This window comes from Streptomyces sp. CB00455 (assembly GCF_001905445.1).
In the GTDB taxonomy this organism is placed as follows: Bacteria; Actinomycetota; Actinomycetes; order Streptomycetales; family Streptomycetaceae; genus Streptomyces.
Window position 1 is genome coordinate 1,153,800 of the sequence record NZ_LIVQ01000001.1, and the last position, 20,531, is coordinate 1,174,330.

The following is a 20,531-nucleotide window of genomic DNA, read 5'->3' on the forward strand; positions in this document are numbered from 1 at the left end:
GGGGCGCGTGCTCCGACCGGCACGGCACCCCCTGGCTGGTGCTGTGACCGGAGAGGTTCACCGGGTCGCGGCGCCCGCCAAACCCTTCCGGTCACAGCACTAGACGACGAGCAGCGGGACCAGCAGGGCGAAGGCGGCGCCCGCCTCCACCGCGTAGCCGTAGAGCGACGGGTGCTGGACGGGCGCCGCGAGCAGGACCACGCTCTGCTGGGCGCAGGCCGCCGCCACCCAGTCGGCGTCGGCGCCGAGGTTGCCCTGGTACCAGCCCTCGCAGGAGCCGGGGCCGTTGACGGCGAGGAGGTCGTCCTCGCGGCGGTAGAAGGCCTGCCACTGGGTGGCGGGCACGGACCATCCCTCGAAGTCGGTGAACTGGGCCCAGCCGCCCTCGCGGATCGCGGTGTCGAACAGCCAGACCGGTGTCCCCTCCGGGGTCACCTCGCCGCCGGCCTGCTCGTCGGTGGTGAAGTGGACCATGGGCAGGGCGTCGGGCCCGTCGGCGGTACTGGGCCAGGCGTACATCGTGATCATCAGCTGATTCTGTCCTGCTCGCAGTAAGCCCGGTGTCACGAGGAGGCCGGGCGCCGGCCGTTCTCCAGTTCCACGGTGCCCTCGCCCGACTGGAGGACCCGGTAGGCCTCCCGGGCGCGCAGACCCAGCGATCCGCCCAGGCGGGCCGTCAGTTCGGCCGGCTCCACGAACCGCCAGGACAGGAGTTCCTCCTCCTGGAGCGTGATGGAGGCGATCTGAGCGGCGTCCAGGACGCCGCCGTCGTAGAGGTAGGCGACCAGCGGCGGACGGCCCGCGCCCAAGGTCCAGTCGACGGCGAGCAACCGGCCGAGCGGCACGTCGATGCCGATCTCCTCGGCGCTCTCGCGGCGGGCTGCGGCCCGCGGTGACTCGCCCTGGTCCGATTCGATCGTGCCGCCCGGCAGGGCCCACCCTTCGCGGTAGTTGGGCTCGACGATCAGGACGCGACCCTCGGCGTCCCGGTAGAGGGCGGCCGCGCCGGCCAGCACCCGGGGCAGGCTCGCGATGTAGGTGGCGTAGTCATCCGTGGTGGTCACTGCGCCACCCTACCCAGGGCCCCACGGCCCGCGGCTGCCCGGTCCGCCCCTGCCCACGCCCGGCTTCGCAGCCGTATGTCCCTGTCTGGACGCATGTCGGGCCGGGTGTGACCCAGGCCACCCATGGGCATAGGAGGATCCTCCGGATAGGCTCATGGCGGCGCGACTGCACTGTTCGATAGCAAGGGATCAGCAAGGTGACGGACGGAGCAGTAAACGAGGCCGCGCGCGTGCTCATCGCCGCGGACAAATTCAAGGGTTCGCTCACGGCCGTGCAGGTCGCGGAGCGGGTGACGGCGGGTCTGCGCAGGGCCGTACCGGGCGTGGAGATCGAGACCCTCCCCGTCGCGGACGGCGGCGACGGCACGGTCGCGGCCGCGGTGGCGGCCGGTTTCGAACGCCGGGAGGTACGGGTCACCGGGCCCCTCGGCGACCAGGTCACGGCCGCCTTCGCGCTGCGCGGGGAGACCGCCGTGGTCGAGATGGCGGAGGCCTCCGGGCTGCAGTTGCTGCCGACGGGCACCTTCGCGCCGCTGACGGCCACCACGTACGGCTCGGGCGAGCTGCTGAAGGCCGCGCTGGACGCGGGCGCGCGCACGATCGTCTTCGGTGTGGGCGGCAGTGCCACCACCGACGGCGGCGCCGGCATGCTGGCCGCGCTGGGCGCGGTCTTCCTGGATGCGAACGGCGAACCGGTCGGACCGGGCGGCGGTGCGCTGGCCGGGCTGGCCTCGGCCGACCTCTCCGGCATCGACCCCCGCTTCGCGGAGGTGGAGCTCGTCCTCGCGAGCGACGTGGACAACCCGCTGACGGGTCCGAAGGGCGCACCGGCGGTCTACGGCCCGCAGAAGGGGGCGTCCCCCGAGGAGGTGGCGGCGCTCGACGCGGCGCTGGCGCACTTCGCGGGGGTGCTGGAGAAGTCGATCGGCGCCAGGGCCGCCGAGTGCGCGGCGCTCCCGGGCGCGGGCGGTGCCGGCGGCATCGGCTACGGGGCGCTGCTCCTCGGGGCCACCTTCCGCCCCGGCATCGAGCTGATGCTGGAGGTGCTGGGCTTCGCCCCCGCGCTGGAGCGGGCGACGCTGGTCATCACCGGTGAGGGCTCGCTGGACGAGCAGACCCTGCACGGCAAGGCCCCGGCCGGTGTCGCGGCGGCCGCCCGGGCCGCGGGCAAGCCGGTCGTGGCGGTCTGCGGCCGGCTTTTGCTGGACCAGGAGGCGCTGGAGACCGCCGGCATCCGCAGGGCGTACCCGCTCTCGGACGTGGAACCCGATCCGGCCAAGTCCATCCCGAACGCCGGTCCCCTGCTGGAGCAGGTCGCGGCCCGCATCGCGGCCGACGTGCTCTGACCCCGTACGGCCGAGGGCCCGGATCCCCGCCCGGGGATGCGGGCCCTCGGCCGTGCTCGCGGCGGCCGGGCGGGCCGCCCGGCCCGCTTCACGGGGCCGCGGGGGCGCTCTGGACGGCCGCCAGCACCTCCGCCGTCGTCACCACGCGGGCGAAGCCCCCGCCTGCCAGGTTGACCGCGGTGGCGGTGGCCAGTTCGTCGGCGGTCAGGCCCGGGCCCTGCGGGCCGGCGAGGTCGAAGGTGTGGGTGGCGTCGAGCGGGACGAGGACGTCGTAACCGAGGTTCCCGGCCATCCGGGCGGTGGTCTCGACGCACATGTTGGTCTGGATGCCCACCGGCACGACCTGGCCGATGCCGCCGGCGGTGAGCCACTCGGCCAGGTCCGGGGTGCCGTAGAAGGCGGAGTTCACGGTCTTGGTGATCAGCAGGGACTCGTACCTGCGTTCCTCGACCAGGTCCTTGAAGGCGTGCCCGGGGTGGTCGGGCGCGAGGACGGAGCCGGGACGCGAGGCGTGCCGTACCAGCACCACCGGCCGGCCCGAGGCGCGCCAGGCGTCCATCAGGGCGGCGATGTTGTCCTCGGCGGCCGGGTTGTTGCGCGGCCCCCAGAAGGAGGGGTCGTCGAAGCCCCGCTGTACGTCGATGACCAGCAGGGCGCTGTTCGGGGCGATCTCGATCGCGGTCTGTGTCATGCCTCCATCCTCTGCGTCCGGGCCGGGCGCCGACAGGGCCGTCGGCGCCCCGGACCGATGGGATCCTGCCAGCGCTGGCAGGATGGCACACTGGGCTGGTGCACCGTGTCGCGATCCTCGTCCAGCCCGGCATCCGCAGCTTCGACCTCGCCGTGATCACCGAGGTGTGGGGCCCGGACCGCAGCCGTGACGGGGTGCCGCCCTTCGAACTGCGCCGGTGCGCGGTGGAGCCCGGGCCGATCTCCCTGCCCGGCGGTCTGACGCTGGCTCCCGACCGCGGGCTCGACTGGCTGGCCACCGCGGACCTGGTCGTCGTACCGGCGCTGGCCGAGCCGGCCCGTCCGACGCCGGGGCCGGCCCTCGCCGCCCTGCGCGGGGCGCACGCCCGGGGCGTCCCGGTGGCGGCGCTGTGCGCGGGGGCGTTCGTCCTGGCGGAGGCCGGGCTGCTGGAGGGACGCCGGGCGGTGACGCACTGGTGGCTGGCGCCACGGCTCGCCGCCCTGTACCCGGGGGTGCTCGTCGAGGACGCCCCGCTCTACGTCGAGGACGGCGGACTGTGGACCTCCGCCGGGGTGGCCTCCGGGATCGACCTCTGCCTGCACCTGGTCCGCGAGGCGCACGGCGCCGAGGCCGCCGCCGCCGTCGCCCGCTCCATGGTGACGGGCCCCTACCGCACCGGGGACCACGCCCAGTACCTGGACCGGCCGACGCCCGCCGCCGACCGGACCGCCGAGGCGCTGGCCGCCGTACGGGAGCGGGCCCTGCTGCGGCTGCACGAACCGCTGGACGTGGGCACCCTGGCCGGCTGGGCGGGCATGTCCCCGCGCTCCTTCGCCCGGCACTTCGTCGCGGCCACCGGCACCACCCCCCACCGGTGGCTGCTGGGCCACCGGCTGGACGCGGCCCGCAGGCTGCTCGAACGCACCGACCATCCGGTCCCGGAGGTGGCCCGGCGGGCCGGTTTCGCCAGCGAGGTCACCTTCCGCCAGCACTTCACCTCCCACGTGGGGCTCAGCCCGCGGGCTTACCGGGCGGCCGCCGCCGTCCCGCAGCCACCCCCAAACACCCGCGACAGTGTTAGAAAGGGCTCATGACCGGACGTTTTGGCCGCCAGCCGACCGGATGGGCCCCGCGCCTGCTGTCGCGGCTGTCCCTCGGGGCGCGCAGCGTCGCCGGTCAGGTCTTCGCCTTGCAGGCCGTCATCGTGCTGCTGCTGATCACCGCGGCCGCGGTGGCGCTGGTGGTGCAGTCCCGCTACGACAGCCAGCGTGACGCCCGCAACCGCTCGCTCGCGGCCGCCGAAGCCTTCGCGCACGCCCCCGGTCTGCCCGCTGCGCTGAAGTCGGACGACCCGAGCGCCGAACTCCAGCCGCTGGCCGATTCCGCCCGCCGGGCCGCGGGCGTCGACTTCATCGCCGTGATGAGCCCCGAGGGCATCCGCTACACCGACTCGCGCCCCGAACTCATCGGCAAGCGCGCCACGGGCGACCTCTCCCGCGCCCTCGCCGGGGAGTCCTTCATCGAGACCTTCAAGGGGGCGCCCAGCGACGCGGTGCGGGCCGTCGTGCCCGTACGCGACGCGCGGGGCGCCGTCATCGGCCTGGTGGGCAGCGGCATCGAGGTGGGGAACGTCTCCGGCGCGGTGCAGGGCCAGCTGCCGCTGCTCCTCGGGGTGGCGGCGGGCGCGCTGCTGCTGGGCACGGGGGGCGCCTTCCTGGTCAGCCGCCGGCTGCGGCGCCAGACCCACGGCTGGGGCGCCGCCGAGATGACGCGGATGAACGAGCACCACGAGGCCGTGCTGCACGCCGTCCGCGAGGGCGTGCTCATCATCGGCGCCGACGGGAGACTGGTCCTGGCCAACGACGAGGCCCGGCGCCTGCTCGACCTGCCGGCCGACGCCGAACAGCGGCACGTCGGCGACCTCGGACTCGACCCGCGCACCGCCGAACTGCTCGTCTCGGGCCGGGTCGCGACCGATGAGGTCCACCTGGCGGGCGACCGGCTGCTCGCGGTCAACGTACGGCCCACGAAGCCGTACGCGGGCCAGCCTTCGGGCACCGTCATGACCCTGCGCGACTCCACCGAGCTCGCCGCGCTCTCCGGCCGGGCCGAGGTGGCCCGCGAGCGGCTCCAGCTGCTCTACGACGCGGGGGTGCGGATCGGTACGACCCTGGACGTGGTGCGGACCGCCGAGGAACTGTCGGAGGTCGCCGTTCCCCGTTTCGCGGACTTCGTCACCGTGGAGCTGCTGGAGCCGGTGCTGCGGGGCGACGAGCCCTCCAAGGCCTCGGGCACGTACACGGAGATGCGGCGCGCGGCGATCAGCGGCGTCAGGCCCGGGCCGCCGCTCCAGCCGGTCGGCGACGTCATCCGGTTCGTGGTGGCGACGGCGCCGATGGCGGCGGCCCTGGAGGCAGGCGAAGCGGTGCTGGCCGCCGATCTGCACGCCGCCATGGGATGGCGGGCCCAGGACGCCGAAGGGACGCGGGTGGCCCTCGACTACGGCCTGCACTCCCTGATCTCCGTCCCCCTCCAGGCGCGGGGCGTGGTCCTCGGCATGGCCAACTTCTGGCGGGCGGCCGACACCCCGGATGCCTTCGAGGAGGAGGATCGTTCCTTCGCGGCGGAGCTCGCGGCCCGCGCCGCCGTCTCCATCGACAACGCCCGTCGCTACACCCGCGAGCACGCGACGGCCGTGACCCTCCAGCGCAGTCTGCTCCCCCGGGTGCTGCCCGACCAGACCGCCGTGGACGTCGCCTTCCGCTACCTGCCCGCGAAGGCGGGGGTGGGCGGTGACTGGTTCGACGTGATCCCGCTGCCCGGCGCCCGGGTGGCGCTGGTCGTCGGCGACGTCGTCGGGCACGGGGTGCACGCGGCGGCCACGATGGGCCGGCTGCGGACCGCCGTGCACAACTTCTCCACCCTGGACCTGCCGCCCGACGAGCTGCTCGGGCACCTGGACGAACTGATCAACCGGATCGACCAGGACGAGACCGCGAGCGGCGACGACGACCCCGGCAACGGCAACGGCAACGACCCCGGCAACGGCAACGGGGACGGGGACGGCATCGCGGACGGGGTGCCCGGACCGGCCGGCGTCACGGGAGCCACCTGCCTGTACGCGGTCTACGACCCGGTGTCCGGACGGTGCGTGGTGGCCAGTGCCGGGCACCCCGGTCCCGCGCTCGTACGACCCGACGGTCAGGTGGAGTTCCCGGAGCTGCCCGCCGGGCTCCCGCTCGGGGTCGGCGGCATGCCCTTCGAGGCCACCGTGCTGGAGCTGCCCGAGGGGAGCCGGCTCGTGCTGTTCACCGACGGCCTGGTGGAGGACCGTCACCGGGACTTCGACACCGGCGTGCGCATGCTGGCCGAGACCCTGACCCGGCCCGGCCGCACTCCCGACCAGGCCTGTGCGGACGTGCTGGCCGCGCTGCTGCCGCCGACGCCCGCCGACGACATCGCGCTCCTGGTCGCCGACACGCGGCGGCTGGACTCCGGCCGGATCGCCGAGTGGGAGGTGCCGGGCGAGCCCTCGGCCGTCTCGCGGGTGCGCAACGCGGGCGCCGCCCAGCTCGCCGCCTGGGGGCTGGAGGGCATCGCCTTCACCACCGAGCTGATCCTCAGCGAGCTGGTCACCAATGCCATCCGGTACGGGAGCGCGCCCGTCCGGGTCCGGCTGATGCTCGACCGCAGTCTCATCTGCGAGGTCTCCGACGGCAGCAGCACCTCGCCGCACCTGCGGTACGCGGCCACGACGGACGAGGGCGGGCGCGGGCTGTTCCTCGTCGCGCAGTACGCCGACCGCTGGGGCACCCGCTACACGGAGCGCGGCAAGGTCATCTGGGCCGAACTACCGCTGACCGGGGGCACGGAACCACCGCCTCCGGCCCCGCTGGACCTGGAGTCCCTGGAGGACCTGGCCTGGTGAGGCGGCAGCGGGACCGGGGGTGGGTGCCGGCAGCCGCTCGGTGACGGCGGCGGGTGAGGGGCTGCGGGCCTCGGCCGGCGGGTGGTGCGGGGCGGGCTGCGGGTGGTGTGGGCGCCGGCCTGCGGCTGCGGGCTGCGGGCTGCGGGCTGCGGGCTGCGCCTGACGGTTCAGGCCGGCCGGGTGCGGGCCAGCAGGACCGCCACGTCGTCCTGCGGGGCGTACGGCAGCAGCTGCTCCAGGATCCCGTCGCAGAGCTCGTCCAGCGGCTGCCCCACCCCGCGAAGGGCCTGCGCCAGCCGGTCCAAGCCCTGGTCCAGGTCCCGGTCCCGGGCCTCGATCAAACCGTCGGTGTACAGCGCGAGCAGGCTGCCCGCGGGCAGCCTCACCTCCTCGGTGCGGAAATCCCGCCCGCCCGCGCCGAGGGGGGTGCCGGGCGGCCCGTCGAGGAAGGTGACCGTCCCGTCGGCGCCGACCACGGCCGGGGGCGGATGGCCTGCGCGGGCGATCACGCAGCCGCCCGTGGCGGGGTCGTGGACGGCGTAGACACAGGTGGCCATCTCGTCCTCGCCGAGGTCGGCCACCGTCTCGTCGAGCGAGCGGAGCATCCGGTCGGGCGGCACGTCGAGGCGCGCGAGGGTCCGTACGGCCGTGCGCAGCTGCCCCATGACGGCCGCCGCGTGGACGCCGTGGCCCATGACGTCCCCGATGACCATCCCGGTCCGGCCGCCGGGCAGCTGGATGACGTCGAACCAGTCCCCGCCGACGTCGTGGTCGCTGGCGGGCAGGTAGCGGCCGGTGAGTTCGAGGCCGGTGACCCGGGGCAGGGCGCTGTTGGTGAGGCTGCGCCGGAGGGTGAGGGCGGCGTGCCGCTGGCGGGTGTACATCCGGGCGTTGTCGATGTTGAGGGCCGCGCGGGCGACCAGCTCGTCGACCAGGACGCAGTCCTGCTCGTCGAAGGGCTCCCGCTCGCGCACCCGCGTGACGACGACGGCGCCGAGCACCGTGCCGCGCGCGACCAGCGGGATCAGACGGGCCGACCCGAGGGTGGCGAGGTAGGCGCGCAGCGGCTCGGCGCGCGGGTCGGTGACCAGCGCCGGGATGTCGGAGACGTAGAGGTTCATCGGCTGCCCGTCGGCGATGACCCGCTCGTAGACGGAGCCCGCGGGGATCTGCCCGGTCTGTCCGGCGGCGAGTTTCGCGGTGGGCGCGGACGGGTCGGGGAAGGTGACCGCGATCCGGCGCATGACGCCGCGGTTGGAGGCGGCGGCGTCGTCCGGTTCGAGCACGCTCTCCAGCAGCTGGACGTCGGCGGAGTCCGCGAGCTGCGGCACCAGGACGTCCACGACCTCCCGTGCGGTCTGGCTGAGGTCCAGGGTGGTGCCGATGCGGGTGCCGGCTTCGGCGAGCAGGGCGAAGCGGCGGCGGGCCCCTTCGGCTTCGGCCTGGGCCCGCTGGCCCTCGGTGATGTCGATGAGCGACGCGATCACGCCGAGGGACCGCCCGGAGACGTCGCGGAGCGGGGCGTAGGAGCAGGACCAGGTCCGCTCCCGTCCGGGATCGGCGGCGGTGCGCCCGCTGCGCCGGACGTCGACGACGGCCCGGCCCGTCTCCAGGACCTGGCGCATCGTCGCCTCCAGTGCGGCGGCGTTGACGCCGGGCACCACCTCGGTGAGCCGCTTGCCCAGGTGGCCGGCGGCGGAGACGCCGTTCATCCGGGCCAGGGCGTCGTTCACCCGCAGGAAGCGCAGGTCGCGGCCGAGGGTGGCGAGGCCGATGGGCGACTGGGTGAAGAGGCTCTGCAGGGCGGCGAGCGAGTCCCTCATGTGGAGTACCTGGGAGGTCTCCACGGCGATGAGCATGGCGCCGGTGCGGCCCTGCGGATCGGGTGCGGGGACGATCCACATCTCCATGGCGACGCGGTGGCCGTCGCGGTGGCGCACGGGCAGGGTGCCGACCACGGTCTCGCCCGCCTGGACGCGGCGGGTGAGGTCTTCGGCGAGTTCGCGGTTGCCCTCCGGGACCAGGACGGCGGTGCCCGGCAGGCCCAGGATGTCCTCGGGGCGGTGTCCGAGCAGGTCCTGGGCGGCCAGCGACCACTCCACGATCCGGCCGTCCGCGTCCTCGCGCCACAGGGCGATCGGCAGCAGCTCGCGGAGCACGCCGGCGTACCCGACCGCCGCCACCGGCGGATCCGGCACCTCGCTCGTCGACTGGTAAGTGTCCAACGCACCGACCTCACCCCGGGGGGCCTGATTCCTACCGATTCACCCTAACCGAGGCATCGGCGCGGGGCTCTGTCTCCGGCGCCTTCCGGCCTCTTCCGCCGGAGGGCGGAAGCGGCGGGCGCCCGGGACCCGGCGGGCACCCGGATGCCTCCGGTAACTCCCGGTGCCTCCGACAGCCCCGGTGCCTCCGGTGCCTCCCGATGCACCGGCTAGTGCACGAGCCCTTCCAGGGGCCGCCCCGCGTGGTCCGAACCGAGGACGCCGGCGATGCCCCGGGCGAGTTGCGGGATGCGGTGGGCCGCGATGCCCGCGATGTTGATCCGGCCCGAGGTCGTCCCGTAGACGGCGTACAGCCGGCGCAGCAGCAGCATCTGCGGCCGTGTGAGCGGCAGCATCGAGAACATCCCCTTCTGCCGCGCGAGCGCCCGCGCCTGGGCTTCGCAGCCCAGCGCGCTCAAGTGGGAGGCCAGCTCCGCCCGGTTGTGGGTGATCCGGCCGCGCATCGCCTCCAGTTCCGCCTGCCAGGCGGCCCGCAGGCCGTCGTCCGCGAGGATCGCCGTCACGACGGCGGCGCCGTGTTCGGGGGGCATGGAGTACAGCGTCCGCGCGGCGTTCTGCAGGGCCGTCTCGGCGTGCCGCACCGCCCGGCCGGAGGCCCCGAGAACGATGGCGCAGCCGGTGCGGTCGGCGTAGAGGCCGAAGTTCTTCGAGCAGCTGACGGCGATGAGCAGCTCCGGCACGCGCGCCGCCAGCAGGCGCGTCGGCCACAGGTCGGCCTCCAGGCCGTCGCCGAGCCCGTGGTAGGCGAGGTCGACGAAGGGGACCCAGCCGTTGCGGGCGGACAGCTCGGCCAGCGCCTCCCAGTCCCGCGGCGCCGGATCGGCGCCGGTCGGGTTGTGGCAGCACCCCTGGAGCAGGACGACGTCGTCCCGCCCGGCGGCGCCCAGGTCACGCAGCACGCCGTCCGCGTCGAAGCCGCCCTCGGCGTCGCACCAGCCGTAGGTGCGCACCCGCAGCCCGGCGGCTTCCAGGATGGGCCGGTGGTTCACGTAGGCCGGGTCGCTGATCCACACCGTCGTCCCGGGGCGGGTGCGGCAGATCAGGTCGGCCAGCAGCCGCAGCGCGCCGGAGCCCGCGACGGTCTGGACGGCGGCGGCCCGGTCGGCGGGTACGCCCGGCCCCAGCACCAGGGCCGCCAGCGCCCGGTTGAAGGCCGCGTTGCCGGACAGCCCCCGGTACTCCTTGGAGTCGGAACGTTGCGCCAGGCGGATCTCGGCCTCGCGCACCGCGGCCATGACGGGCGTGCGGCCGTCGGGGTCGCGGTAGACCCCGAGGACGAGGTCGAGGCGCTCGGGCCGCTCGTCCGCGGCGAATTCGGCGGTCAGCTCCCACAGCGGGTCGGTGGGCGGCGTGGGGAGGAGCTCAAGCATCTGCGGGAACCTCGGGTACGGGGCGGGTGCCGGGGCGGCGGTTGGCGAGGACGACCCCGGCGGTGATGAGGGGTACGCCGACGAGCACGGCGAGGGTGGGCGACTCGTCGAGCAGGGGGACGGCGAGCAGGACGACGGCCACCGGGCTGAGGCTCCCGACGACGGAACTGCGCTCGGCGCCCAGCCTGCGGATGGCGAAGGCGTACAGGAGGCCGGCGCACAGGCCGACGCCGAGTCCCTGCACGACGAGGAACAGGACGATGTCGCCGGCGGCCGCGTGCGCGAGGCCCGTCGGGAGCGCCCCGGTCAGGACGAGGATCCCGATCACGGCGAAGGAGGGCAGGCACAGCAGCCCGATCGAGCCGACGGGGTCGAGGTCGACGTCCCGCAGCCCGACCGTGTAGAGGGCCCACAGTCCGCTGGCGACCAGGAGCGTGCCGGCCCCCTCCAGCACGTCCGCGTCGACCGGGACGACGTAGCGCCAGACGAGTGCGGCCACGCCGAGGGCGATCAGCGCCAGGCCGGCGGCCTGCGTGCCCCGGGGCGCGCCGTGGCCGCGGGCCGCCATGAGCGCGGAGACGAACAGGGGGACCATCCCGGGGACGATCGATCCGACGAAGGCCGCCGAGGTGAGGGCGCCGCCGTGCATCGCGGCCAGGAAGAACGGGACCCCCGCACCGCAGACGATCTTGAGGGCGGGGCCCGGCCGCACCGCGGCGATGCGGCGCCGGCGGCGCCACAGCGCGGGGAGCAGGACGACGAGCGGCACGCCGAAGCGCAGCAGGGCCGCGTCGGCCGGCAGCAGGGTGGAGGCGCTCAGGGCGCGGGCGCTGAGCGCGAAGGCGGCCCAGATCGACACGGTGACCAGCAGGGCGGCTGTTCCACGGGCCTGCGGGGAGAGCCGGTAGGAGGAGATCCGGTCCGGGAGGATCCGGTACGGGGGGAGGAACCGGTACGGGAAGGGCCCGCGCCGGCCGGGGTGCCCGGCCGGCCGGGCCGCCGTGTCGGCGGGCGCGGCCGCCCCGATGGTGTTCGTCGCGACCACGGACATGGCTCCAGCCTCTGAGGGCGGACCGGTCTGGTCCGTCGCGGGCAACGCTAGGGCCTGGAGCGGGGCAGGCGATTGCCAGTTCTGCCTCTCGGACATACGTTTGGGGCAGGATCTGCCAAGGAGCGGCCATGGACGCAGTCGATCTGCAGATCATCAGGGAGTTGCAGGCCGACGGACGCCTGAGCAACCAGGACCTCGCCGACCGGGTCCGCCTCTCCCCTTCGCCCTGCCTGCGCCGGGTCCGGCGGCTGGAGGAGGCCGGCCTGATCCGCGGCTACACCGCCATGGTCGACCAGGTCGCCTTCGGGCTGCCGGTCACCGTCTTCGTGCGGATCCGGCTGGAACGCCACACGGCCGAGGCGGTCGGGGTGTTCGAGGAGCACGTGGCGGTCATCGAGCACATCCAGGACTGCTACCTGATGGCGGGCAGCAGCGACTACCTGCTGCGCGTCGTCATCGAGGACCTGGAGGCGTACGAGGCCCTGGTGCGCCACCGGATCCACGCCATCCCGGGGATCGCCTCGATCGAGTCGAGCTTCGCGTACGGCAGCGTCAAGCAGTCGCGGACCTACCCGCGCCCCTCGCCGGGCGCCTCCGCGCGCCCCCGCTGACGCGCGGGCCGCACAGCGAAGCCCGCGGCGTCCGCGGCGGCCCACCGACGGCTGCCCGTCGGCTAACCGGCGGCTAACCGGCGGCTAACCGGCGGCTTCGAGCGCCGCCGCGAAGGCTTCGTGGGCGGCTTCGCCGAAGAGCACGAACCGCACCTCCTCCACCTCGGTCCGGGTCGCCCGTACGGTCTCCACCGCGATCCGCGCACCGTCGTCCAGGGGCCAGCCGTACACGCCGGTGGAGATGGCCGGGAAGGCGACCGTACGGGCCCCCAGCTCGTCGGCGACGCGCAGGGACTCGCGGTAGCAGGAGGCCAGCAGCTGCGACCGGTCCTCGTCGCGCGACCAGACCGGGCCGACCGTGTGGATGACGTGCGCGGCGGGGAGCCGGCCGGCGGTGGTGGCGACGGCCCGGCCGGTGGGCAGGCCCTTGCCGTAGTGCGAGGCGCGCAGGGCGCGGCAGGCCGCGAGGATCTCCGGGCCACCGCGCCGGTGGACGGCGCCGTCCACTCCCCCGCCGCCGAGCAGCGAGGAGTTCGCGGCGTTGACGATCGCGTCGGCCTTCTCGGCGGTGATGTCGCCGAGCACCAGGGAGATGGCGGCCATCAGGAGTCCTTTCGCAGGTGGCGCCAGACGGCCTTGGCGGCGTTGTGGCCGGACATCCCGTGCACCCCGGGGCCGGGCGGCGTCGCGGAGGAGCAGAGGAAGACCGCCGGGTGGGCCGTCGTGTACGGGGAGAGGGAGATCTTGGGGCGCAGCAGGAGCTGGAGTCCGGAGGCCGCGCCGCAGGCGATGTCCCCTCCGACGTAGTTGGGGTTGCGGGCGGCGAGCTCGGGCGGGCCGGCCGTGGCGCGGGCCAGGACCAGGTCGCGGAAGCCCGGTGCGAAGCGCTCCAGTTGGCGTTCGACGGCGTCCGTGAGGTCTCCGTGCCAGCCCTTGGGGACGTGCCCGTACGCCCAGAAGACGTGCTTGCCCTCGGGTGCGCGGCCGGGGTCGACGAGGCTGGGCTGCGCGGTGATGAGGAAGGGGGTGCGGGGGGCCCGGCCGGTCGAGGCGAGCTGCAGGGCCGCGTCGATGTCACGGGTGCGCGGGCCGATCTGGACGGTGCCGGCGCGGCGCGGCTCCTCGGCGGTCCAGGGGACCGGGCCGTCCAGCGCATAGTCGATCTTGAATACGGAGGCGCCGTACCGGTAGCCGTCGTAGGCGTGCCCCAGCCGGGCGATGCGGGCCAGCGCCGTCGGCGAGGTGTCGAAGACGTAGGTCCGGGCGGGCGGGAGGTCGTCGAGGCGCTTGACCTCGAAGCCGGTGTGGACGGCGCCGCCGAGGTCGTGCAGGTACCCGGCGAGGGCGTCGGAGATGGACTGCGAGCCGCCGCGGGGCACGGGCCAGCCGCCCGCGTGGGCGGCCAGGGCGAAGACGAGGCCCACGGCGCCCGTGCCGATCCCGCCGAGCGGGGCGATGACGTGCGCGACGAGCCCCGCGAACAGGGCGCGTGCCCGCTCGTCGCGGAAACGGCGCATCAGCCAGGTGGAGGGCGGCAGCCCGGTGAGCCCGAAACGGGCGAGGGTGACGGGGTCGCGGGGCAGGGCGGTGTTCGGCAGGGACATGAAGTCCCGGGCCAGGGTGTCCCACTTGCCGAGGAAGGGTTCGACGAGCCGCCGGTAGGCCCCCGCGTCGCCGGGCCCGAAGGAGGCCGCCGTCTCCGCGACCGAGCGGGAGAGGACGGCGGCCGTGCCGTCGTCGAAGGGGTGGGCCATGGGCAGCGGGGCGTGCAGCCACTCCAGCCCGTAGCGCGCCAGCGGCATCGTGGCGAAGACCGGGGAGCCCGCACCGAGCGGGTGCACCGCCGAGCAGGGGTCGTGGCGGAAGCCGGGAAGGGTCAGCTCCTCGGTCCGGGCCCCGCCGCCGACCGTGCCGGCGGCTTCGAACACGGCCACCGAGAAGCCCCGCCTGGCCAGTTCGACGGCGGCCGTCAGCCCGTTGGGGCCCGCTCCCACCACGACCGCATCGAGAAGCGACGGCACTTGCGACTCCTTCGTCCGGCGGCGCCTGCGCTGTCCAGGATATTGCGCCCGCCCGCGCTCCCCGACCGGGCGGGGGTCGGCGCGGCGGGCCGGGGCCCGTGAGGGCGGGCCGGCCCCGGGTCGTGGCGTCGATACGGCACCGCCCCGATATGGCACCGCCACGGGTCGGCCGGGACTACGACGAGCAGGGCCTACGCCCCCCGCAGCAGTTCCCGGATCCGTATCGCCGTGGCCTCGTCCCGCCCGACGGCGAACGGCAGCGCGTTGTCCCGGTCCACCCGGAAGGGGATCCCGTCGACGGTGCTCTGCGCCCCGCCGGCCTCGGCGACCAGCAGCAGTCCCGCCGCGTGGTCCCAGGCCGAGGGCCAGGTGAAGGCGAGGCCGTCCATCTCGCCGCGGGCCACCTTCAGGTACTCCAGGCCCGCCGAGCCGCACGGCCTGGCGGCGACCCCGGGCACGTCCAGCCGGCCCAGGGTCCGCTTGTCCTCCTCGGAGGTGTACAGCGGGTGGGCCATGGCGATCCGCAGCTCCGCGCCGGGCTCGGGGGAGCCGCTGCGGATCCGCTCGCCGTCCACATACGCGCCCTGGCCGCGCACGGCGGTCGCCAGCTCCTCCAGGGCCGGGGCGAAGGTCCAGGAGGCGAGGATCTCACCGCGGTGGGCGAGCGCCACCAGGGTGCAGAAGGCCGGGTCGCCGGAGACGAACTGCCGGGTGCCGTCGACCGGGTCCACGATCCACACCGGGGCGTCGGCGCGCAGCGCCCCGTACACGGTGGGGTCGCCGTGCACGGCCTCCTCGCCGACCACGGCCGAGCCGGGCAGGAGCCGCGTCAGGGAGGCCGTGAGGTGTTCCTCGGCCCGGCGGTCGGCGACGGTCACCAGGTCGTGCGGTCCGCTCTTCTGGTCGACTTCATGGTCGGCGAGCTGCCGGAATCTCGGCATGATCTCGATCGCCGCCGCCTTGCGGACGGCCTCTTCCACATCGGACAGGCCATGGTTCAGGAACTCATCGATCATGCCCCCAGCAAAGCACGCCCGGCTGACAAACCCCACCGACGATCCGGTACGGCCGGCCGGCCCGCGCGTGACCTCCCGGTGAACGGCGGGGCGCTGGGGGCCTGCGGCGGGCCGAGCAGGCGGAAGCGGTCGACGATCCCGTCCGGGAGACCGGCGCAGGTCGATGCGGTGCGCGGGGCAGCGTCCTCACCGCCCGTGCGCTGATCGCGGCCGAAGCCGTCATCGGCCGAACGCCCGCTCTCCGTACCCGCGAAGACGCCTGGGAGAACGACGGCGGGGCGTGCATGTCCCCCATCGGACTCCCGGCCATACGACGAGCGGGCCCCTTGTCCGCCGGCGCCTGGTGGTGAACACCGTGGATGTCGACGCCCGCAAGCTGACGGCGCGGACGGTGCGCGGAGGTCATCCGGTGAGGGCGGGGATGATCTCCGATCCGTACGCGTCGATGGTCGCCTCCCGCGCGTCGTGCATGTCGTAGACGGCGAACTGGTCGACGCCGAGGTCGCGCAGGGCCCGCAGCTTCTCGATGTGGGCCTGCGGGGGCCCCAGCAGGCAGAAGCGGTCGACGATCTCGTCAGGGACGAAGTCCGCGGACGGGTTCCCGGCGCGGCCGTGGTGGCTGTAGTCGTAGCCCTGGCGGGACTTGACGTACTCGGTCAGCTCCTCGGGGACCATCGAGGAGTGCTCGCCGTAGCGGGAGACGAGGTCGGCGACGTGGTTGCCCACCATGCCGCCGAACCACCGGCACTGGTCGCGGGCGTGCGCGAGGTCCTCGCCCACGTACGCCGGGGCCGCCACGCAGACGGTGATCGCGTCCGGGTCGCGGCCGGCCGCCGCGGCCGCCTCCCGGACGGACTTGACCATCCACTCGGTGAGGTAGAGGTCGGCGAGCTGGAGGATGAACCCGTCCGCCTTCTGCCCGGCCAGGGCCAGGGCCTTCGGGCCGTAGGCGGCCATCCAGACAGGCAGCTTCCCGTTCTTGATCCACGGGATCCGCAGCGGCTTGCCGTCCACCTCCGCCTCACGGCCCTCGGCGAGGTCCCGGATCACTTCGATGGCCTGGCCGAGCCGGGCCAGGGTGTTGGGGGCGCGTCCGGCGACCCGCATCGCCGAGTCACCGCGGCCGATCCCGCACACCGTGCGGTTGCCGTACATGTCGTTGAGGGTGGCGAAGGTGGAGGCGGTCACCTCCCAGGTGCGGGTGCCCGGGTTGGTGACCATCGGGCCGACGTGCAGCTTTTGTGTGTTGGCGAGGATCTGGCTGTAGATGACGAACGGTTCCTGCCACAGGACCGCCGAGTCGAAGGTCCAGCCGTAGCGGAAGCCGTTGCGCTCGGCGCGCTTCATGAGGCTGACGACCTGGGAGGCGGGCGGGTCGGTCTGCAGGACGAGGCCGAAGTCCATGGCGGCTCCTTGCTCCTTGCTGCTTGCTGGTGGGCCCTTTACAGGTACTGGCAGGTGGAGCGCGGGATGAAGGCCCCGTGGCCGGCCCGGCCGGTGTACTCGCGCCGGTCGATGACCAGTTCCCCGCGGGAGAGCACGGTGTCGACGCGTCCGGTGATCCGCTTGCCCTCGTACGCCGAGTAGTCCACGTTCATGTGGTGCGTCTCGGCGGAGATGACCTGCTCGGCGTGCGGATCGTAGAGGACGATGTCGGCGTCGGAGCCGGGTGCGATGGTGCCCTTCTGGGGGTAGAGGCCGAACATCCGGGCCGGGCTCGCGCAGGCGATCTCGATCCAGCGGCGGCGGCTGATGTGCCCCTCCACGACGGCCTGGTGGAGGAGGTCCATGCGGTTCTCCACCCCCGGCAGCCCGTTGGGGATCTTGGAGAAGTCGCCGCGGCCGAGCTCCTTTTGACCGCGGAAGCAGAACGGGCAGTGGTCGGTGGAGACCACCTGGAGGTCGTTGGTCCGCAGGCCCCGCCACAGCGCCGCCTGGTGCTCCTTCGGCCGCAGCGGCGTGGAGCAGACGTACTTGGCGCCCTGGAAGTCGGGCTGGGCCAGCTGGTCGGTGGACAGGAACAGGTACTGCGGGCAGGTCTCGCCGAAGACGGGCAGGCCCTTGTCGCGGGCGGCGGCCAGCTCCGCGACCGCCTCCTCGGCCGACACGTGGACGACGTACAGGGGGGCGCCCGCGACCCGGGCGAGCTGGATGGCGCGGTGGGTGGCCTCGGCCTCCAGGAGCACCCTGCGGACCTCCCCGTGGTGGCGGGGGTCGGTTTCGCCGCGGGCCAGGGCCTGTTCGACGAGGACGTCGATCGCGATGCCGTTCTCGGCGTGCATCATGATCAGCCCGCCGTTGGAGGCACCGCGCTGCATGGCGCGCAGGATCTGCCCGTCGTCGCTGTAGAAGACGCCGGGGTAGGCCATGAAGAGCTTGAAGGAGGTGACGCCCTCGCCGACGAGGCGGTCCATCTCCTTCAGGGTGCCTTCGTTGACGTCGGAGAGGATCATGTGGAAGGCGTAGTCGACCGCGCAGTTGCCGTCGGCCTTGGCGTACCAGGTGTCGAGCCCCTCGCGCAGGGAGCGGCCCACGCTCTGCACCGCGAAGTCGACGATGGTGGTGGTGCCGCCCCAGGCGGCGGCCCTGGTCCCGGTCTCGAAGGTGTCCGAGGCCGCGGTGCCGCCGAAGGGGAGCTCCATGTGGGTGTGCGCGTCGACCCCGCCGGGGATGACGTACTTACCGCCGGCGTCGATCGTGCGGTCGGCGGTCCAGGACTCGGCGACGGCGGAGCCGTGCGCGGCCAGGGCCGCCACCCGGCCGTCCTCGATCAGGACGTCGGCGTGCAGTTCGTCGGCGGCGGTGACGACCAGGCCGCCGCGGATCAGTGTGCGGATGCTCATGACAGGCCCCCTACTGGACACCGTGCACTTGGTGGAGTGCCTGTTCGAGGATCTCGGCGCCTTCTTCCGCCTCGGCGACGGTGAGGGAGAGCGGCGGCGCGATGCGCAGCACGCTGGTGTTGTAGCCGCCGCCCTTGCCGACCAGCAGTCCGCCCGCGCGGGCGGCTTCCAGGACGGCGGCGGCCCCCTCGGGGTCGGCCTGGTCGGTGCCGGGCTTCGTCAGCTCCAGGCCGGCCATCAGGCCCCGGCCGCGCACCTCGCGTACGGCGGGCACGGTGGCGGCGATCGCGCGCAGCCGTTCCAGGAGCAGGCCGCCGACGCGGCGGGCGTTGCCCTGGAGGTCGTGCTCCAGCAGGTAGGCGAGGTTGGCGGCGCCGGCGGCCATGGTGACCGGGGAGCCGCCGAAGGTGGAGATGGAGTTGGAGTCGATGCAGTTCATCAGCTCTGCGCGGGCGACGACCCCGCCGATGGACATGCCGTTGCCGATGCCCTTGGCGAAGGTGAGGATGTCCGGCGGGCCGTTCTGGGCGTGCGCCTGCCAGCCCCAGAAGTGCTCGCCGGTACGGCCCCAGCCGGTCTGCACCTCGTCGCTGATCCACAGGATGCCGTGGCGGTCGAGGACCTCCCGGAAGGCCCCGTACAGCCCGTCGGGCGGGGAGGTGAAGCCGCCGACGCCCTGGATCGGCTCGGCGATGAGCGCGGCCACTCCCCCGCGGGTCTGGCCCAGGACGTCTTCGAGGTCCGCTACGGCCGCGGCGGTGAACTCGCCGTCGCCCAGGTGCGCGAAGGGGCCGCGGGTGCGGACGGCGCCGTGGACGTAGTGCGTCTGGAGCGGGGAGAGGCTGGTCGGGGACCAGCCGCGGTTGCCGGTGATCGAGACGGTGGAGAAGGAGCGGCCGTGGTAGCTGTTGCGCATCGCCAGGATCTGGTTGGAGCGGCGGTAGGTGGTGGCGAGCAGCAGGGCGGTGTCGTTGGCCTCGGTGCCGGACGTGGTGAAGAAGACCCGGGCGTCGGGGATGCCGGAGAGGGCGGCGACGCGCTCGGCCAGCTCCACCATCGGCCGGTTGAGGTAGAGGGTGGAGGAGTGGATGATCCGCCCGGCCTGTTCGGAGACGGCCTTGGTGACCTCGGGCAGGGCGTGGGCGGTCATCGTGGTGAGGATGCCGCCGAAGAAGTCGAGGTAGCGGTTGCCGTCGGCGTCCCAGACGTGGCGGCCTTCGCCGTGGGTGAGCTCGATGGGGCGGTCGTAGTAGAGCGCGAGCCAGTCGGGCAGGACGGACTTGTGGCGGCTGTGCAGGGGGATCGGGTTGGTCACGGCTGTACGAGCCCTCCGTAGGCGTCGGGGCGGCGGTCGCGGTAGAAGGCCCACTGGTCGCGGACCTCCTTGATCAGGTCGAAGTCGAGGTCGCGGACGAGGAGTTCCTCCTCCTTGTCGCTGGCGGCCTCCCCGACGAACTGGCCGCGCGGGTCCACGAAGTAGCTGGATCCGTAGAAGTCGTTGTCGCCGTACTCCTCCTGGCCGATGCGGTTGATCGCGGCGATGAAGTACTCGTTGGCGACGGCCGCGGCGGGCTGTTCCAGCTGCCAGAGGTAGGCGGAGAGGCCGCGGTGGGTGGCCGAGGGGTTGTAGACGAGCTGGGCTCCGGCCAGGCCCAGTTGGCGCCAGCCCTCGGGGAAGTGGCGGTCGTAGCAGATGTAGACGCCGATCCGGCCGACGGCGGTGTCGAAGACGGGCCAGCCCAGGTTGCCCGGGCGGAAGTAGTACTTCTCCCAGAATCCCTTGACCTGGGGGATGTGGTGCTTGCGGTACTTGCCGAGGTAGCTGCCGTCCGCGTCGATGACGGCGGCGGTGTTGTAGTAGAAGCCCTCGGACTCCAGCTCGAAGACCGGGACGACGATCACCATGCCGGTCTCGCGGGCGAGGTCCTGCATGCGGCGGACGGTCGGGCCGTCCGGCACGGCCTCGGCCCAGCGGTAGTGCTCGGGCTCCTGCACCTGGCAGAAGTAGGGGGCGTTGAAGACCTCCTGGAACCCGATGACCTTCGCGCCCTGGGCAGCGGCCCGGCGGGCGTGCTCCTCGTGCTTGGCGATCATGGATTCGGTGTCTCCGGTCCAGGTGGCCTGGACGAGAGCGGCACGGACGACTTGGGCCATGAGCTGCTCCTCGCGACGGGAACGCCGGTTCTACGCACGTAGACGGTGTGCGTAGGGAGTAGAACGTAGGCCGCGTCACAGCGTGGGGCAAGACCGCCGTGCGCGGTTGGAGTAGTCGATCACCTTACGTCGCCGGGTGATCGATTGCGGT

17 protein-coding genes are annotated in these 20,531 nt (G+C 73.8%); 4 read left to right on the plus strand and 13 right to left on the minus strand.

Going from position 1 to position 20,531, the window contains the following annotated elements; translation table 11 throughout:
- Nucleotides 1–99 precede the first annotated feature (99 nt).
- Nucleotides 100–528, minus strand: a complete 429-nt coding sequence (locus AMK16_RS05285; RefSeq protein ID WP_073909143.1) for a hypothetical protein — start codon at nt 526–528, stop codon at nt 100–102.
- A 35-nt stretch (nt 529–563) separates the two neighbouring features.
- A complete protein-coding gene (locus tag AMK16_RS05290) occupies nt 564–1,064 on the minus strand; it encodes an NUDIX domain-containing protein (protein WP_073909146.1) in 501 nt (166 codons plus the stop codon).
- Nucleotides 1,065–1,261: 197 nt separating this feature from the next.
- On the opposite strand from AMK16_RS05290, the gene AMK16_RS05295 reads away from it, so the two are divergent.
- The gene (locus tag AMK16_RS05295) at nt 1,262–2,410 is read left to right on the plus strand and encodes a glycerate kinase (protein WP_073909148.1); all 1,149 of its coding nucleotides are present in this window, start codon (nt 1,262–1,264) and stop codon (nt 2,408–2,410) included.
- 88 nt (nt 2,411–2,498) lie between these two features.
- On the opposite strand, the gene AMK16_RS05300 is transcribed toward AMK16_RS05295, so the two are convergent.
- Nucleotides 2,499–3,101, minus strand: a complete 603-nt coding sequence (locus AMK16_RS05300) for a cysteine hydrolase family protein (protein WP_079191318.1) — start codon at nt 3,099–3,101, stop codon at nt 2,499–2,501.
- A gap of 98 nt (nt 3,102–3,199) precedes the next feature.
- On the opposite strand from AMK16_RS05300, the gene AMK16_RS05305 reads away from it, so the two are divergent.
- Nucleotides 3,200–4,195, plus strand: a complete 996-nt coding sequence (locus AMK16_RS05305; protein ID WP_242438593.1) for a GlxA family transcriptional regulator — start codon at nt 3,200–3,202, stop codon at nt 4,193–4,195.
- Nucleotides 4,192–7,029, plus strand: coding sequence for a SpoIIE family protein phosphatase (locus AMK16_RS05310; RefSeq protein ID WP_073909151.1), 2,838 nt, complete (start codon nt 4,192–4,194; stop codon nt 7,027–7,029). Before AMK16_RS05305 ends, AMK16_RS05310 begins: the two co-directional genes overlap by 4 nt.
- A 167-nt stretch (nt 7,030–7,196) precedes the next feature.
- On the opposite strand, the gene AMK16_RS05315 is transcribed toward AMK16_RS05310, so the two are convergent.
- The 3 genes from AMK16_RS05315 to AMK16_RS05325 form a co-directional block, all read right to left on the minus strand.
- The gene (locus AMK16_RS05315) at nt 7,197–9,254 is read right to left on the minus strand and encodes a SpoIIE family protein phosphatase (protein ID WP_073909153.1); all 2,058 of its coding nucleotides are present in this window, start codon (nt 9,252–9,254) and stop codon (nt 7,197–7,199) included.
- 209 nt (nt 9,255–9,463) lie between these two features.
- Nucleotides 9,464–10,684, minus strand: a complete 1,221-nt coding sequence (locus AMK16_RS05320; protein WP_073909156.1) for an amino acid aminotransferase — start codon at nt 10,682–10,684, stop codon at nt 9,464–9,466.
- A complete protein-coding gene (locus AMK16_RS05325) occupies nt 10,677–11,735 on the minus strand; it encodes a DMT family transporter (RefSeq protein WP_079191319.1) in 1,059 nt (352 codons plus the stop codon). The genes AMK16_RS05320 and AMK16_RS05325 overlap by 8 nt, the downstream gene beginning before the upstream one ends.
- 128 nt (nt 11,736–11,863) lie before the next feature.
- Between AMK16_RS05325 and AMK16_RS05330 the strand changes: the two genes are divergently transcribed.
- Nucleotides 11,864–12,346, plus strand: a complete 483-nt coding sequence (locus AMK16_RS05330; RefSeq protein WP_073909158.1) for an Lrp/AsnC family transcriptional regulator — start codon at nt 11,864–11,866, stop codon at nt 12,344–12,346.
- 84 nt (nt 12,347–12,430) lie between these two features.
- Here the strand turns inward: AMK16_RS05330 and AMK16_RS05335 are convergent, their stop codons facing one another.
- From AMK16_RS05335 to AMK16_RS05365, 7 genes are all read right to left on the minus strand, one after another.
- The gene (locus AMK16_RS05335; protein ID WP_073909161.1) at nt 12,431–12,949 is read right to left on the minus strand and encodes an O-acetyl-ADP-ribose deacetylase; all 519 of its coding nucleotides are present in this window, start codon (nt 12,947–12,949) and stop codon (nt 12,431–12,433) included.
- Nucleotides 12,949–14,367 carry a phytoene desaturase family protein gene (locus tag AMK16_RS05340; protein ID WP_073909163.1) on the minus strand — a complete coding sequence of 473 codons (1,419 nt, stop codon included), beginning with the start codon at nt 14,365–14,367 and terminating at the stop codon, nt 12,949–12,951. The genes AMK16_RS05335 and AMK16_RS05340 overlap by 1 nt, the downstream gene beginning before the upstream one ends.
- Before the next feature lie 191 nt (nt 14,368–14,558).
- The gene (locus AMK16_RS05345; RefSeq protein ID WP_073909166.1) at nt 14,559–15,383 is read right to left on the minus strand and encodes an inositol monophosphatase family protein; all 825 of its coding nucleotides are present in this window, start codon (nt 15,381–15,383) and stop codon (nt 14,559–14,561) included.
- 402 nt (nt 15,384–15,785) lie between these two features.
- Nucleotides 15,786–16,787 carry a TIGR03842 family LLM class F420-dependent oxidoreductase gene (locus tag AMK16_RS05350; RefSeq protein WP_073909168.1) on the minus strand — a complete coding sequence of 334 codons (1,002 nt, stop codon included), beginning with the start codon at nt 16,785–16,787 and terminating at the stop codon, nt 15,786–15,788.
- 38 nt (nt 16,788–16,825) lie between these two features.
- Complete coding sequence (gene hydA, locus AMK16_RS05355; protein WP_073909171.1) at nt 16,826–18,226, minus strand: dihydropyrimidinase; 1,401 nt, start codon at nt 18,224–18,226, stop codon at nt 16,826–16,828.
- A gap of 10 nt (nt 18,227–18,236) precedes the next feature.
- Nucleotides 18,237–19,541, minus strand: coding sequence for an aspartate aminotransferase family protein (locus AMK16_RS05360; RefSeq protein ID WP_242438595.1), 1,305 nt, complete (start codon nt 19,539–19,541; stop codon nt 18,237–18,239).
- Nucleotides 19,538–20,380 (minus strand): nitrilase-related carbon-nitrogen hydrolase, encoded by an 843-nt coding sequence (locus AMK16_RS05365; RefSeq protein ID WP_073909172.1) that lies wholly within the window; start codon nt 20,378–20,380, stop codon nt 19,538–19,540. Before AMK16_RS05365 ends, AMK16_RS05360 begins: the two co-directional genes overlap by 4 nt.
- Nucleotides 20,381–20,531 lie beyond the last annotated feature (151 nt).

Coding starts and splice junctions, on each gene's coding strand:
- AMK16_RS05365 (WP_073909172.1), bottom strand. CDS start 20,380: ATGGCCCAAGTCGTCCGTGCCGCTCTCGTCCAGGCCACCTGGACCGGA.
- AMK16_RS05350 (WP_073909168.1), bottom strand. CDS start 16,787: ATGGACTTCGGCCTCGTCCTGCAGACCGACCCGCCCGCCTCCCAGGTC.
- hydA (WP_073909171.1), bottom strand. CDS start 18,226: ATGAGCATCCGCACACTGATCCGCGGCGGCCTGGTCGTCACCGCCGCC.
- AMK16_RS05285 (WP_073909143.1), bottom strand. CDS start 528: ATGATCACGATGTACGCCTGGCCCAGTACCGCCGACGGGCCCGACGCC.
- AMK16_RS05330 (WP_073909158.1), top strand. CDS start 11,864: ATGGACGCAGTCGATCTGCAGATCATCAGGGAGTTGCAGGCCGACGGA.
- AMK16_RS05335 (WP_073909161.1), bottom strand. CDS start 12,949: ATGGCCGCCATCTCCCTGGTGCTCGGCGACATCACCGCCGAGAAGGCC.
- AMK16_RS05325 (WP_079191319.1), bottom strand. CDS start 11,735: ATGTCCGTGGTCGCGACGAACACCATCGGGGCGGCCGCGCCCGCCGAC.
- AMK16_RS05300 (WP_079191318.1), bottom strand. CDS start 3,101: ATGACACAGACCGCGATCGAGATCGCCCCGAACAGCGCCCTGCTGGTC.
- AMK16_RS05345 (WP_073909166.1), bottom strand. CDS start 15,383: ATGATCGATGAGTTCCTGAACCATGGCCTGTCCGATGTGGAAGAGGCC.
- AMK16_RS05310 (WP_073909151.1), top strand. CDS start 4,192: ATGACCGGACGTTTTGGCCGCCAGCCGACCGGATGGGCCCCGCGCCTG.
- AMK16_RS05320 (WP_073909156.1), bottom strand. CDS start 10,684: ATGCTTGAGCTCCTCCCCACGCCGCCCACCGACCCGCTGTGGGAGCTG.